Here is a 15,078-nt window from a genome sequence, read left to right as displayed (position 1 = left end):
CAAGAAAGGACAACAGTGCTTGAAGTAAAAAACATAGACGTCTTTTACGGTGATGTCCAGGTGGTCTGCGATGTTGCCTTTGAGGTGAAAGAGGGAGAAGTGGTCGCGCTCATCGGCGCAAACGGCGCAGGGAAATCAACCACGCTGAAAACAATCTCCGGCCTCTTGAGGCCAAAAAAGGGAGAGGTGATTTTTAACGGCGTTGAAATTCATAAGGTCGAACCTTACAAACTCATAGAGATGGGAATTTCCCTCTGTCCAGAGGCAAGAAGGCTTTTTGTAGAGATGACAGTTGAAGAGAACCTGGACATGGGTTCGTTGAAAGGCGCTGCAAGGAAACAGAGGCAGAAGACAAAGGAGATGGTGTTTGAATTATTCCCAAGGCTGAGAGAGCGGAGAAGGCAGCTTGCCGGGACCTTGAGCGGCGGAGAACAGCAGATGGCCGCGATTGGACGGGGGCTGATGTCATTGCCGAAATTGATGATGTTCGATGAGCCTTCGCTTGGGCTCGCGCCGATCCTCGTGCGGGAAATATTCGATATAATAAAAAAGATAAGAAGCGAGGGGACCACAGTCCTCATCGTTGAACAAAACACAAAACAAACCCTTTCAATAGCCGACAGGGCTTATGTGCTGGAGACCGGAAGGATCGCGCTTCAGGGAACAGGACAGTCATTACTAAATGATGAGCATGTGAAGAAGGCGTATTTGGGAGTTTAAAGAACGGGGATTGGGGATCAGGGATTAGGGGTCGGTAAAATTAACTAATCCCTAATCCCTAATCCCTAATCCCCAATCCCTAACCCCTAAGCCCTGTATTAAGGAGGTCACAATGTTTGTATCTGACTGGATGACAGAAAAGGTTTTTACCGTTGGCATTGATGACAGTGTCACTGACGCATTGAAGCTGATGAGAGAGAAAAGTATCAAACATCTGCCGGTCCTGAAGGACGATAGATTAAAGGGAATAATTTCAGACAGGGACATAAAGGAATTCAGCCCCTCAAAAGCCACATCGCTTGATGTATATGAACTCCATTATCTACTGGCAAAGACAAAGGTCAGAGAGGTAATGAAAGGCAAGACCATTACCACCACGCCGGGGACACCGGTCGAAGAGGCCGCAATGATAATGTTCGATCACAAAATAGGCTGCCTGCCTGTGCTGGAAAATGGTAAACTTGCAGGAATTATTTCCGACAAAGACATGTTCCGCGTGCTTGTGGACATTACCGGGGTCAGGCACGGCGGGAACAGGATATTCCTGACGATCGGGGACAGGCCCGGCTCGATAAAAGAAGTGGCTGACATTATCAGGAAACATGGGTTCCATCTTCAGAGCATCCTGACGTCATATGAAGGAGTAAAGGAAGGATTCAGGGACGTTGTGATAAGGACAAAAGGCGCGGGAAATTTTAAAAACCTCAAGGCGGAGCTTGAAGGGACTTTTAGTAATGTTAAGATAAAAAAGAGTTGAGTTGCAACGCAACAAGTGCAGACATTTTTTTAGATTAGAAATTATCACAGAGACACGGAGGCACGGAGTTTTAGATATTGAAAACTTAAATTGTAAATTTTCATTTTCAAATTAAATTTTCCTCAGTGCCTCCGTGTCTCTGTGGTTTTATAAAGATGAGTAGAGGAGAAAAATATGGCGCGTGTTCCGAGTCCGAGCTACAGTATTTTGATCCGTGTTGAAATAGATAACCGTGTCGGCATGTTTTCAAAGATCGCAAACGCCATCAGCATGGCTGGAGGAGATTTCGGCGCGATAGACATTGTCCGGGTCGAGAAGGGGAAGATCGTCAGGGACATCACTGTCAACGCGCGCGATGAAGGGCACGAAAAAAGGATCGTAAACTCATTAAAGACTGTTGAGGGCGTTAAAGTCCTCAGGGTGATGGACAGGACCTTTTACGTCCATGAGGGCGGGAAGATAGAGATACACAATAAAGTTTCCATCAGAAACAGCGATGACCTCTCAAAAGTTTATACGCCGGGCGTGGCAAGGGTTTGCCGGGACATTTATGAAAACAAAGAACACGCTTACCGCTACACCATCAAGGGCAATTCCGTTGCGGTAGTGACTGACGGCACCGCGATACTCGGCCTCGGTGACCTCGGTCCTGAGGCTGCCATGCCCGTTATGGAAGGCAAGGCAATGATCTTCAAGGAGTTCGCTGGAATTGACGCCTTCCCGATCGCTCTCAGGACTAAAGATACTGAAGAGATAATTAATACCGTAAAAAATATTTCACCTGCCTTTGGCGGCATAAACCTTGAGGACATCTCCGCTCCGCGCTGTTTTGAAATAGAGCCGCGTCTTAGAAAAGAACTGGACATCCCTGTTATCCATGATGACCAGCACGGAACTGCCGTTGTGGTGTTAGCAGCGCTTATGAATGTTGCAAGGCTTCTGAAGAGGGACATCAAAAAGTTCAGGGTGGTTGTATCCGGCGCAGGCGCGGCAGGCTCAGGGACCGCCAGGATACTTTTGTCCTTTGGAATAAAAGACATAATAGTCTGCGACAGGCACGGCGCAATTTATCCTGGCAGAAGACAGGACATGAACCCGTACAAAAGGACGCTTGCGAAAACAACCAACCCTCGAAAGATCAGGGGCAGCATGTCTGACGCAATGAAGGGAGCGGATGTCTTCATCGGCCTTTCAGCGCCCAATATCATAACGCCGGATGACATAAATAAGATGTCAAAGGAGCGTGTGGTCTTCGCCCTTGCCAATCCCGACCCTGAGATATCTCCAGAGGAAGCACTCCCGATCGTGAGAGTGCTTGCAACGGGACGGTCTGATTATCCCAACCAGATAAACAACATGCTCAGCTTTCCCGGAATATTCCGCGGGCTTCTGGACGCCAGGGCAAAGGGAGTCAATGAAGAAGTGAAGTTCGCCGCCGCCGCTGCCATAGCCCATATACTGAAGGACGATGAACTGCATGAAGACTATATCATCCCCGGGGGTTTTGACAAGAAAGTTGTTTCCGCAGTCGCGCACGCCGTAGCTGAAGCAGCAAGAAAGACGGGACTTGCTGGAAAGTAAATTATCCACAGATGTCGCAGATTGCACAGATTTATTGAGAATTTATTTTTTCAGGAATCTGCGAAATCTGAGCAATCTGTGGATTGATTTGTTTTTTTATTTTAAAATTAGCTCTGTGGTTTCAATTCATTTTTATGGAGAGCAATGTTGTTTTTTAAAAACACTGTCGGCAGAAAAATAGTAATCGCGGTTACCGGCCAGTTGATGGTGGTGTTTGTTATCTTCCACCTGCTGGGAAACTACTTCAACCCTTACTCAATTAATCTTCCCAACAGCGGAGTCCTCCTGTGGATGATGCGCGTTGTGATGCTCATTTCTTTTCTCCTGCACGCGTTTTTCAGCATACAGGTTGAACTCGAAAACCGCAGGGCCAAACCGGAAGCATACGCTGTTAAGAAAAACATTCGCGCTACTTTCGCGGGAAAGACCATGCTATGGACAGGACTGCTGATCGCCGCTTACATTATCTATCACGTGCTGCAAGTGAAGTTCTTGGTCCTGGAAGGCAGTTTCCAGGTAGGCTACGCTGTAGCGGCTGTTTATGCTGCCGCCCTTGTAACTTTGTTTCTCCATCTGTACCACGGCATTGCAAGTTTTTTCCAGACAATGGGATGGAACAGCGAAAGGGCGCTTCCTGTCATAGAGAAGATCGGCAAAGGCCTGGCAGTTGTCCTTCTCGCCGGGTATATTTCCATAATAATATTTAACAGGATTTAATAACACGAAAAATGCAATTAACCACAGAGGACACGAAGAACGACAAATTTCAGCCACAGATTTCGCAGATAACACAGATCAAGAAAAAATCTCTTAAAAAAATCTGTGTACATCTGTGCCATCCGTGGCTAAATTCAGTTTTATTTTTCTCCGTGTCTCTGTGCTCTCTGTGGTTATTTATGCATCTGCGGATTAGGCGGTCAGCATGATACTCAACGGAAAATGTCCGGCAGGGCCGCTTGCTGAAAAATGGGACAGGCGCCGCAATGAAATGAAGCTGGTCAGTCCTGCCAACAAGCGAAAATATAAGATCATCGTTGCCGGCACAGGTCTTGCCGGGGCGTCAGCCGCCGCGACCCTCGGAGAACTTGGATACAATGTTGAGGCCTTCTGCTATCAGGACAGCCCGCGCAGGGGCCACAGCATTGCGGCACAGGGCGGCATCAATGCGGCAAAGAATTATCCGAACGACGGTGACAGTATCTTCCGGCTTTTTTATGACACGATCAAGGGAGGGGATTTCAGGGGGCGCGAGGCGAATATTTACAGGCTTGCGGTATTGAGCAACAACATCATAGACCAGTGCGTTGCCCAGGGAGTTCCCTTTGCCAGAGACTATGCGGGATATCTTGAAAACCGCTCCTTCGGCGGAGTGCAGGTATCACGCACCTTTTACGCGAGAGGGCAGACAGGACAGCAGTTGCTGCTCGGCGCTTACGGCGCGCTTTCACGCCAGATCAAAGAGGGGACTGTCCGGCTTCATCCGCGCACAGAGATGCTTGACCTTGTAATTATTGACGGCGAGGCAAAAGGGATCACAGTGCGCGATCTTGTGACGGGTAAGATTGAATGTTACGCGGCGGACGCGGTTTGCCTCTGCACCGGCGGCTATGCGAATGTCTTTCACCTCTCAACCAATGCAATGGGATCAAATGTCACCGCAGCGTATCGCGCCTACAAAAAAGGGGCGTTCTTTGCGAATCCGTGTTTCACGCAAATACATCCGACATGCATCCCCGTCTCAGGCGAACAACAGTCGAAACTTACCTTGATGTCAGAGTCTCTGAGAAATGACGGCAGGGTCTGGACGCCAAAAAACAAACGAGACAGGCGCGTGCCCAATGATATTCCCGAAGCAGAGCGTGATTATTTCCTTGAGCGCAAATATCCGGCTTACGGGAACCTCGCCCCTCGTGACATAGCATCGCGCGCCGCAAAGGATATCTGTGATGAAGGGCGCGGGGCCGGAAGCAGCGGTTACGGAGTTTACCTCGATTTCGCTGACGCAATAAAACGCCTCGGTGAAAATAAACTTCGTGAACGATACGGGAACCTCTTTGACATGTATGAAAAGATCACCGGAGAGAATGCCTATAGACAGCCGATGCGCATTTATCCCGCGCCTCACTACGCAATGGGCGGGCTCTGGGTTGATTACAATCTGCAAAGCAATGTCCCCGGACTGTTTGTCCTTGGCGAGGCCAATTTCTCAGACCACGGCGCTAACCGCCTCGGGGCAAGCGCGCTCATGCAGGGGCTGGCTGACGGCTACTTCATCATTCCATACACGATATCAGATTATCTTGCTCAAACTGCTTTTGGAAAAGTTAATGAGGGACATCCTGAATTCAGAAAATCAAGGGAAGATTTGGAGACACTCACGAAAAAACTTTTATCAATAAACGGGAGGAAAACTGTAAGTGAATTTCACCGTGAACTCGGCAGGATTATGTGGGACAATGTTGGAATGGAGCGAAACGAAGAAAGCCTGAAGAAGGCGATTGCACTCATCCCCGGACTACGCACGGAATTTTGGGGAAATGTGAAAATCCCCGGCAACGGCATTGAGTTAAACCAGGAATTGGAGAAGGCAGGCCGTGTCGCGGACTTCCTTGAATTCGGTGAACTTATGGCGCGCGACGCCTTGCATAGAAATGAATCCTGCGGAGGACACTTCCGCACTGAATACCAGATGCCTGACGGCGAGGCAAGGCGCGATGATGAGAATTTCTGTTATGTCGCCGCCTGGGAGTTCAAGGGCGTTGATAAAGGACCAGAGCTTCACAAGGAACCGCTGGTGTTTGAGAATGTCGAACTTGCAGTCCGAAACTATAAATGAACCACAGAGGCACAGAGTCACGGAGAAGAGTGCAGAAGATTCTGTTTAATTATTTTCTCAGTGTCTCCGTGCCTCCGTGGTTTCTTAACAATCTGAACAAGAATGAAGGATAACTGATGAATCTTACTCTCTTCATATGGCGGCAGAAGGGCCCGGATGAAAAAGGCAGGCTCGAACAGTACGAGGCAAAAAATATTAGCGCTGAGATGTCATTTCTTGAAATGCTCGATGTTGTTAATGAAGGGCTGATAAAAAACGGGAAGGAGCCTGTTGCCTTTGACCATGATTGCCGCGAGGGGATCTGCGGCATGTGCTCGCAGGTGATAAACGGGGTCCCTCACGGACCAAAGGAGAAGACAACGGTTTGCCAGCTTCACATGAGGAATTTTAAAGACGGGGACTCGATATACATTGAACCATTTCGCGCAAGGGCGTTCCCTGTGATAAAAGATTTGATCGTGGACCGCAGCGCACTGGACCGCGTAATCCAGTCCGGCGGATACATCTCAGTACACACCGGCGGTGTCCCTGATGCAAATGCCATTCTCCTTCCCAAAGAAAATGCCGGGACAGCAATGGACGCTTCCGAATGCATAGGCTGCGGAGCGTGTGTTGCCGCATGTCCCAATGGCTCTGCCATGCTTTTCACAGCCGCAAAGGTAACCCATCTCGCAATGCTTCCGCAGGGAAAAATTGAAGCGGCCCGTCGTGTCTGCGTGATGACCGACGCGATGATGAATGAAGGCTTCGGCAATTGCAGCAATCACTATGAATGCCAGGCAGTCTGCCCCAAAGGAATCAAAGTGCAATTCATCGCAAAGCTGAACAGGGAATTCATGAAGGCTGTGATACACCGTAAGGGCGGGTTTTAAACCCGCCCTGCAATAATTTGTAATTCATATCCATTTCTGTTATTTTTCTTAATGCCCCGAACCACCAATTCATTAAAATCAAAATGGAATGATCTGTCTACACAGGAATGGTTTCCGAGGGTGTTCCCGTTCGCCGTCTTCATGGCATTTGTCATGCTGGAATCCGCATTCACCAGTCATGTGTACCTTATATATATCGCAAAGAGTATCACTGTTGGGTTGATATTACTGTACTTCAGGAACAGGTATTCCGAAATAAGCTGGAACATCTCTTTGAAAGATATCTCCCTTGCCGTCATCTTTGGAATTACGGTTTTTATCTTATGGATAAATATGACTTGGGACTTCGCGGTAATCGGTTCGCCGCGTACCAATAATCCTTATACAATGCTTGGCAAAGGTATTCTCTATCCCGCGATCTTCTTCCGCATCCTTGGGGCCTCGGTTGTGGTCCCTGTAATGGAAGAGATTTTCTGGAGATCGTTTGTAATAAGATGGATCGATGATAAAAATTTTCTCTCCATGCCAGTAGGCACATTCAGCCTTCAATCTTTTTTCATCACTGTCCTGCTCTTCGGGTCAGAGCACAATTTGTGGCTGGCTGGCATCGTTGCAGGAATTCTCTACAATCTGCTTTTGTACTACAAGAAAAGCATATCCCTGTGCATTATCGCTCACGGCGTCACGAATTTCATCCTGGGGATTTACGTTCTTTATACGGACAAGTGGATGTTCTGGTGAGAATGTTGGAAGGCATTTGTAGGGGCGGGTTTTAAACCCGCCTCTACCCTTTCTCTCTATGTGCTTAAGCCCTTCGGCATCTGCGATGGTTTAACATATCTTCCGAAAATTAGTGTTATCCCCCCTGCAATGAAAAGAAACGAGCTTACCGGCTCAGGCGCAACTGCTGCCTCATCAAAAAATCCCTCCGGCTTCTAAACAGGACCTTCTCAAAGGTGTAACTCCCCGGCTATTTGAAATCCTTTTATTTGGAGTTTTATTATTGTATAGTTGTTATACGGGAGTCATATTCAAAAGTATGAAGAAAAAGAGAATAAATGACATTTATTTCCATGGAGCTGACGACAGAGATGTTTTCGCTTTTACAGGAAAGTTTCTCGCAAGCGGATTATTCTGGATATATATCGCCATTAACCCCGGAAGGGAATGGAAGCAGGTCTATGAAAAACTTTCTCAGGATAAAAAGCCGGTATTCAGGAACGAATACAACAAGGCGTTATTGATATGCAATACTTACAAAAATCTCTCAAAGCTTTTTTTAAAGAAAGAACTTCATTTAAAGAATCTTTTCCTGCATCATGAAGACGAAATCCTGTTTAATAAGCTTGTCAAACTTGAAAAGGCAGATGAATCAAGATGGAAAGAAGTGCTCGAATTGGCAGCCTGAAATCCGTTATCCGTGCGCTTGATACCGCTGCCGGTAAAGCGGACATCAACGGTTTAAAAGTAATTATCTGCGGAGGTCTTGCCGCAATCGCCTACGGCATGGCTGAAAGGGCGACCCTCGATCTTGACGCAGAAGTTGCCGCCGGATTTGAAGTGATAAAGAAACTCAAAAAAGGCCTGAAGTTCCCCGCAGAGCTTGCTGCCGACATATCGAGATGGAGTATGATAGACATCCCCGGAGGTTACAGAGAGCGCGCAGTTCCATATAACAACGTCAAGACAAAACATATAAGTGTATTTCTTCTTTCCCCCCTGGATTTGGTAATTTCAAAACTGAGGGTCTTCAGGGACAAGGACATAGATGACGCGGTTTTTCTGATTGAGAAATACGGGATAAAAAAATCCGACATACTGAAAGCGGCGAAAGATGCAATAAAGACCTCTCCGCCTTCAACGGAAATATTGCGTTTCAAGAAAATGGTTGCTTATTTCATTAAACAGGCTTACACAAAATCGAAGTGGCAGCAAGTTTAAAACCCGCGCCTGCATCTAATCGTATTCCCATGCGCCTCAAGGCCTTCAACATCCGCGAGGGTCTCAACTGTACCGGCGAGTTTATCGAACCCTTCTTTTGTCGCATTGATCAGGCTTGTGCGTTTTGTGAAATCATATACGCCGAGCGGTGAGGAAAAGCGGGCTGTGCCGCTGGTGGGGAGTGTGTGATTCGGCCCTGCAGCGTAATCGCCGAGGGGCTCAGGCGTCCATTTGCCAAGAAAGATCGCGCCCGCGTTTTTTATTTTAGGCAATAGTGCTGAGGGATTCTTTGTCATCACTTCAAGATGTTCCGGCGCGATACGGTTTGCAATCGCGATTGCTGAATCAAGATTCTTTGTGATGATTATTGCCCCGTATTTCGCGAGAGATTTTTTTGCTATGACTTTTCTCTTAAGTTGTCTTAATTGCGATGAAAGCTCTTCCTGCACTTTATCAGCGAAACTTTCCGAATCGGTGATCAGCACCGATGACGCCATTTCATCATGCTCGGCCTGGCTGAGAAGGTCTGATGCTATGAAAGATGCATTCGCGGTTTTGTCGGCAATAATTAAAATCTCGCTCGGCCCCGCAACCATATCAATCCCAACATCTCCAAAGACCATCCTCTTTGCGACCGCCACAAAAATATTTCCGGGGCCGACGATCTTATCAACTTTTTTGATCGTTGCTGTCCCGTACGCAAGCGCGGCCACTGCCTGGGCCCCGCCTATCCTGTAGACTTCCTTCACGCCTAAAAGTTTTACAGCGGAGGCAACATAGGGATTGAGTGTGCCTCCCGGGGTCGGGACGCACATCGCTATCTCGTTAACGCCTGCCACCTGCGCGGGGATAACATTCATTAAGACAGTTGATGGATACGCTGCCTTGCCGCCGGGGACGTATATTCCAACCCTTTCAATCGGCCTTATAATCTGTCCGGTTGTGATTCCGTTTTCTGAGAACTGCCATGACTTTTCTCTCTGCTGCTCATGGAATATTTTTATCCTTCCGGCTGCGTGCCTCAGCGCCTTTGAGAATTTATCGTCAACCTCTTTAGCGGAGGACTCGATCTCCTTCTGACTGATTGCGAGCCCTTTTAATTTTACGCGGTCAAATTTCTCAGTGTATTTTCTGACCGCCCTGTCGCCCTGTCTTTTCACATCAGAGATGATCTTCCTGACCGTCTTCTGGATCTCGTCTTCAATTATTGAGACAGAGGCCCTTTTTTTCAGTTGCTCGATAAATACGTCAACCTGGTTTCCTTTTATGGCCCTCATTTCACTCTCCTGATGTTCGCGCCTAACATTTTCAATTTCTCCTCTATTTTTTCATAGCCCCTGTCGAGGTGATAGACCCTGTCAATGACCGTTGTTCCCTCTGCCGCGAGTCCAGCGACAACGAGAGACGCGCTGGCGCGCAAGTCGGTTGCCATGACAGGAGCGCCTTTAAGTGAGTCTACTCCTTTGACCGTTGCGGTCGAGCCTTCCACCGTTACATCCGCTCCCATCCTTCTCAACTCCGCCACGTGCATGAACCTGTTCTCGAATATATTCTCGGTGATAAGGCTCGTGCCGTCAGCTACCGCCATCATAGCCATGAACTGCGCCTGCATGTCGGTCGGGAATCCCGGATATGGCACGGTCTTTATGTCCACCGATGTTAGTCTCTCAGGCCCTTTCACGGTCAGCCTGTCGTTCTTGTGTGAAACCTTTACGCCGGCTTCCTTCATTTTATTGATGACAGCCTCAAGATGCCCCGGCTTGCACTTTTTTATCTTTACATCTCCCCGCGTGATAGCGGCGGCGGCGATAAATGTCGCTGTCTCTATCCTGTCAGGGATGACCATGTAATCAAGCGGCTTCAGTTTGTTGACGCCTGTGATTTTGATAATGCTCGTGCCTGCGCCTTCGATCTTCGCCCCTATCGAGATCAAGGCGTTTGCGAGGTCCACGACTTCAGGCTCGCAGGCCGCGTTCTCAAGAACAGTGGTCCCGTCAGCAAGGGCCGCGGCCATCATCAGGTTTTCAGTCCCCGTCACAGTCTGTGTATCAAAATAAATCGCGGCCCCTTTAAGGCGTTTTGCCTTTGCCTCAATGTATCCCTCCGACAAAGTAATTTTTGCCCCCATCTTTTCCAGTCCCATGATGTGCAGATTAATGGGCCTCGCCCCGATCGCGCAGCCGCCGGGCAAGGACACCTTTGCCTTTCCGGTCCTTGCGAGTAACGGGCCTAACACAAGCACGGATGCGCGCATTGTCTTAACGAAATCATACGGCGCGTCAACAGATGTTATTTTTTTTGTATTCAGAATGATCTCATTGTTTTCAAGGTGGAATCCAAACCCGAGATGCGCGAGAAGGCTGCCCATGGTCCTGACGTCCCGAAGGTGCGGAACGTTCCCGATAACGCTCTCGCCGGAGCTGAGTACCGAGGCGGTCATAAGAGGAAGCACCGCGTTCTTTGCGCCGCTGATCGCAACCTCGCCGCGCAATTTAATTCCGCCTGTAATTTCTATCTTGTCCATTTGTGTACAGAGTCCTTAAATTAAAAAGACTTAAAAACGCATGAAATGTCATGCCGTACCTTGTGCTGAACTTGTTTCAGCATCTAAGCAAGCAAACTGTTATGAGACCCTGAAATAAATTCAGTGTGACACAAAACAAAAAAGTGCAGCAGTATTTTGAGCTATGAGGGATTACTTTTTCAAGCTTTGAATTTGAAAGGGCCTGTCTGAAGAACAGACCTGCCGGCTATTCATCAAGAATGTCCCTTACCTTTTTTAATAATTCTTCAGGCATAATGGGTTTCGTCATCAAGTTTATGCCGTCTTCCAGAAGGACCTTTCTGTCGAGAATGTCAGCAGTATATCCGCTTATGAAAAGCGCCTTGATTCCGGGTTTGGACTTTCTTATCTCTTCATACACCGCCTTTCCGTCCTTCCTCGGCATTATAACATCAAGGATAAGCAGGTGGATGTCTTCTTTGTTTTTATTGTATATTTCAATGGCCTCAATGCCGTCCTCTGCCAGAAGGGGGGTATAACCAAACTCTTTGAGTATTGAGTTCATAAGCTTCCTTATTGATTGATCATCTTCTGCAATCAGTATCGTCTCGGTCCCCCTCTTAATAACTGCGTCCTCTGTCTGCCGGTCTTCTTTGACAGCGGTTGCCATCAAAGGCAGGTATATCCTGACTGTCGTGCCTTTTCCTGATTCGCTGTCTATATTGATATGACCTTTATTCTGCTGCACCGCCCCGTACACCATTGAAAGGCCAAGCCCCGTGCCGCGGCCCACCTCTTTTGTGGTAAAGAAAGGCTCAAATATCCTTCCCCTGGTCTTTTCGTCTATTCCGGTACCGGTGTCCGCTATCGAAAGAAGAGCATATTCACCCGGCTTCCCAAAACCATATTCCCTTATAAACTTCTCATCTAATTGGACTGCTTCAGTTTTAATTGTGAGCGAACCTCCTGCCGGCATCGCATCCCTTGCGTTGGTGGCGAGGTTCATTACAACCTGCTCTATCTGTCCCCTGTCGGCCATTATTGTCAGGGGCGTCCTGTGCAGCGCTGTTTTTAATTCTATGTCTTCACCGATCACACGCCTGAGGAGCTTGTCCAGGTGGCCCACAATTTCATTCAGGTCAGCAGGACCGGGATTTATTATCTGCTTCCTGCTGAATGCAAGAAGGCTTTGTATCAGGCTCGCCGCCCTTTGCGAAGATTGGAGTATAAGCTCTATATTATTTTTTAAGGGATCGCCATCTGTCATCTTGATCATGGTTACGTGGGCGTAACCGATTATTGCCGTAAGGATATTATTGAAGTCGTGCGCAACTCCGCCCGCAAGCAGGCCGACCGCCTCCATCTTCTGCGAGTGGCGAAGCTGTTCTTCCAGTCTCCTCTGCTCTTCCTCAGCATGTTTAAGTCCTGTGATGTCCTCCACTACCTCAATAAAGCCTTTTGGGACCGCATCGGCGCCAAAAAACGGAGCAGTCCGGATATGCACTGAGAACCTGCTGCCGTCATCGCGGACCCCCTCGGTATACGCCTCCGCGGGTTTTCCTGTAGCCATGGAAACCGTGCCCGGGCAATGGGGGCAGGGAAGGTCCCGTTTTTCAAATTCCTTATGACAGTGCTTTCCCTCGAATTCAGAGCGGGCCTTGCGAAACCATTTTTCATACAGGGGGTTTGCCATGATGACCCTGTAGTCCGAATCTACCAACGTGATGCCGAGCGGGATATTATCTACCAGCAGGCGGTAACGCTCCTCGCTCTCCCTCAGCGCATCCTCCACTATTTTGAGGTCTGTAACGTCCTGAACAGTTCCAACTCTTCTGACAGCCCTGTTGTGTTCATCGCAGATCGTTCTTGATTCTTCATGAATGTACCGGGGTTCACCAGCCGGCATCTCTATCCGGTAATCAAGCTGCAGGGGAGCCCCTTTAGAAACAGCGTTGTTTATGCTCTCAAGCACTCGTTTTCTGTCTTCATGGAAAAGCTTATTACTGAAGATTTCAACAGAAATTTCCTGACCCGGCAGGAGATTGAAAATGCGAAAGGCCTCATCCGACCACCAAAGGGCATTATTGATAATGTCCCACTCCCAGTTGCCGATATGCGCAATCTTTTGGGCCTCCTTCAGTCTCGCTTCGCTTTTGACCAGCTCATTTCCGGCCTGCTTGCGCTCCGCTATTTCTCTGGAGAGCTCTCCTGTCCGCTCTTGTACACGCTGCTCAAGAGTTTCATTGATTGTCCTCAACTCTGAAAAATTCTGCCTGAGCACTTCCGTTGTCAGTTTAAAATTATTTATCAGGCCGGATATTTCGGTGATAGAGCTTTCCGGCCACATTATGTTGTCCTGCCGGGTTAATTTCACCGGGATGTCGCTTGTGATATTCTGAAGTCTTCCTAAAGAGGCAACCAGCCCCCTGCTTAAATAATGAGAGAAGAAAACCGCCATCAGCACGAGGAACATCATGGCAGTGAGGTTGTTAATCGCTGTAGTTTGCACCTTTCCAATGTAAGGAGACATGGGGACCTCAACAACGATGGTCCATGGCGCTTTATCACCGGGCGTCGTTTCCTTTGCAAAGAGCGCCTTTCCCCAGCGCGTCAGCGTGCTGACATTTTGTTCCGGCTTAGGCACCCACTGGTATATGCCGTTATCAAAGGTCCTGATCTCGGCGTTTCCCGGACGCTGGAAAGTGTCCATAATTTTCCACTCGCCGCCGGTGCTGACTATAATGTTTTTCTTACTGTCAAATACGGTGATCTCAACAGGCCGCTGGCGAATGATACTCTTTAATTTTACTGTGAACTCAGCAAGGTCAAGGTCTCCGACGCAGGCCCCTTTTAATTCACCGGAATCAATCGTCGGGACCGCCATGAAGATATACGGTGTTGAATGGTTGCGTCCTATGGTTACGTCTGAAACAACAGGCTGAAGCGTGCGTCTCAATTCCTTATACGCCTGCGTTTCGGAAAAATCCGTCCCGATGCCGGATTTGCCTTTGCCGTCTGTTCTCGGTGAACGTGCGACAGCGACTCCCCTGCTGTTCAGTACCCCGACATGAAGGAAATCTGTTGTTGTCTTTCTTATGAATTCAATATCGTTCTGTATCTTTTCCTGTGAGGTCACGTCCGGTTCTTTTTCAAAATAGGACACCACCTGAAGGACCTCCCGGTGTTCATCCAGCCAGTTTTTCAGCATCTCACGGGACGCATTTGAAACATTCAGCACCCTCCTCTTCATCTGACTCTCTTGATGGTCCATTTCGTCCCTTATATTGGAGATCATAAAAAACAGGGCCGGGAAAAGTATCGCCGCGGTTAATATGTTCCCTATGGCATGACGGAAAGATATGGTTGGGGTATGGTTTGGCTTCCCCCTGAATTTATAGTAATTAATGAAAGCAAGCAAAAAGGTCGCAAGCAGGGTGTTGAATATCCCGTTAATCGCCTGCTTTAACATTAACAGCAAAGCGCCCTGGTGAGTAACTCCCATTATGCTGCTGAAAAATACCCAGCCCATCGGCATCCCGATCAAAAGCCAGAAGAAGGTGTCGAGCAATACCATGTTTTTCGATTTGTGTTCGAGGGTATATCCGACAAACAATGCTTCACAAGTGAAGATGATTATGGACCAGGGATTGTTCCACAGGAAGTATGTGCAGCTTGCGGCAACGGCTGCCGTAAGAATACCGGGCAGTGTTCCGTACAGGCCCACTGCAATCATCACGAAGATGGAACCGAACACGAAATCGAGATTGAAAAATAATGGAAGGTTGAACCAGTTGCCGGCAAAACCTGCCGCGCTGAGCAACAGTACCGGTATGATTCTACTTGTCTTTTCTTTACCCATTATATTTAC

12 protein-coding genes are annotated in these 15,078 nt (G+C 48.2%); 9 read left to right on the top strand and 3 right to left on the bottom strand.

What is annotated here, in order from left to right:
- Positions 1–15: 15 nt before the first annotated feature.
- From HZB61_07370 to HZB61_07330, 9 genes are all read left to right on the top strand, one after another.
- Positions 16–720 carry an ABC transporter ATP-binding protein gene (locus tag HZB61_07370; protein ID MBI5056417.1) on the top strand — a complete coding sequence of 235 codons (705 nt, stop codon included), beginning with the start codon at positions 16–18 and terminating at the stop codon, positions 718–720.
- A gap of 112 nt (positions 721–832) precedes the next feature.
- The gene (locus HZB61_07365; GenBank protein MBI5056416.1) at positions 833–1,477 is read left to right on the top strand and encodes a CBS domain-containing protein; all 645 of its coding nucleotides are present in this window, start codon (positions 833–835) and stop codon (positions 1,475–1,477) included.
- A 174-nt stretch (positions 1,478–1,651) separates the two neighbouring features.
- Entirely contained in the window at positions 1,652–3,058 is a 1,407-nt protein-coding gene (locus HZB61_07360; protein ID MBI5056415.1) for an NAD-dependent malic enzyme, read from the top strand.
- A gap of 144 nt (positions 3,059–3,202) precedes the next feature.
- Positions 3,203–3,775: a succinate dehydrogenase cytochrome b subunit gene (locus tag HZB61_07355; protein MBI5056414.1), complete on the top strand. Its 573-nt coding sequence runs from the start codon at positions 3,203–3,205 to the stop codon at positions 3,773–3,775.
- A gap of 205 nt (positions 3,776–3,980) precedes the next feature.
- Positions 3,981–5,894 (top strand): fumarate reductase/succinate dehydrogenase flavoprotein subunit, encoded by a 1,914-nt coding sequence (locus HZB61_07350; GenBank protein MBI5056413.1) that lies wholly within the window; start codon positions 3,981–3,983, stop codon positions 5,892–5,894.
- A 116-nt stretch (positions 5,895–6,010) separates the two neighbouring features.
- Positions 6,011–6,766, top strand: a complete 756-nt coding sequence (locus HZB61_07345; protein MBI5056412.1) for a succinate dehydrogenase/fumarate reductase iron-sulfur subunit — start codon at positions 6,011–6,013, stop codon at positions 6,764–6,766.
- Between the two features lie 51 nt (positions 6,767–6,817).
- Positions 6,818–7,507 carry a CAAX prenyl protease-related protein gene (locus HZB61_07340; GenBank protein ID MBI5056411.1) on the top strand — a complete coding sequence of 230 codons (690 nt, stop codon included), beginning with the start codon at positions 6,818–6,820 and terminating at the stop codon, positions 7,505–7,507.
- A 298-nt stretch (positions 7,508–7,805) separates the two neighbouring features.
- A complete protein-coding gene (locus tag HZB61_07335) occupies positions 7,806–8,174 on the top strand; it encodes a hypothetical protein (GenBank protein MBI5056410.1) in 369 nt (122 codons plus the stop codon).
- Complete coding sequence (locus tag HZB61_07330) at positions 8,144–8,707, top strand: hypothetical protein (GenBank protein ID MBI5056409.1); 564 nt, start codon at positions 8,144–8,146, stop codon at positions 8,705–8,707. The genes HZB61_07335 and HZB61_07330 overlap by 31 nt, the downstream gene beginning before the upstream one ends.
- On the opposite strand, the gene hisD is transcribed toward HZB61_07330, so the two are convergent.
- From hisD to HZB61_07315, 3 genes are all read right to left on the bottom strand, one after another.
- Positions 8,704–9,984 carry a histidinol dehydrogenase gene (gene hisD, locus HZB61_07325; GenBank protein MBI5056408.1) on the bottom strand — a complete coding sequence of 427 codons (1,281 nt, stop codon included), beginning with the start codon at positions 9,982–9,984 and terminating at the stop codon, positions 8,704–8,706. The two genes, HZB61_07330 and hisD, sit on opposite strands and share 4 nt — an antisense overlap.
- Positions 9,981–11,231: a UDP-N-acetylglucosamine 1-carboxyvinyltransferase gene (murA, locus tag HZB61_07320; GenBank protein ID MBI5056407.1), complete on the bottom strand. Its 1,251-nt coding sequence runs from the start codon at positions 11,229–11,231 to the stop codon at positions 9,981–9,983. Before murA ends, hisD begins: the two co-directional genes overlap by 4 nt.
- A 226-nt stretch (positions 11,232–11,457) precedes the next feature.
- Positions 11,458–15,069 (bottom strand): response regulator, encoded by a 3,612-nt coding sequence (locus HZB61_07315; GenBank protein MBI5056406.1) that lies wholly within the window; start codon positions 15,067–15,069, stop codon positions 11,458–11,460.
- Positions 15,070–15,078: the final 9 nt, after the last annotated feature.

The organism is Nitrospirota bacterium (assembly GCA_016214845.1).
GTDB lineage: Bacteria > Nitrospirota > Thermodesulfovibrionia > UBA6902 > UBA6902 > SURF-23.
Note: the sequence above shows the minus strand (reverse complement) of the source record. Positions and strands in the feature narration are given on the sequence as shown.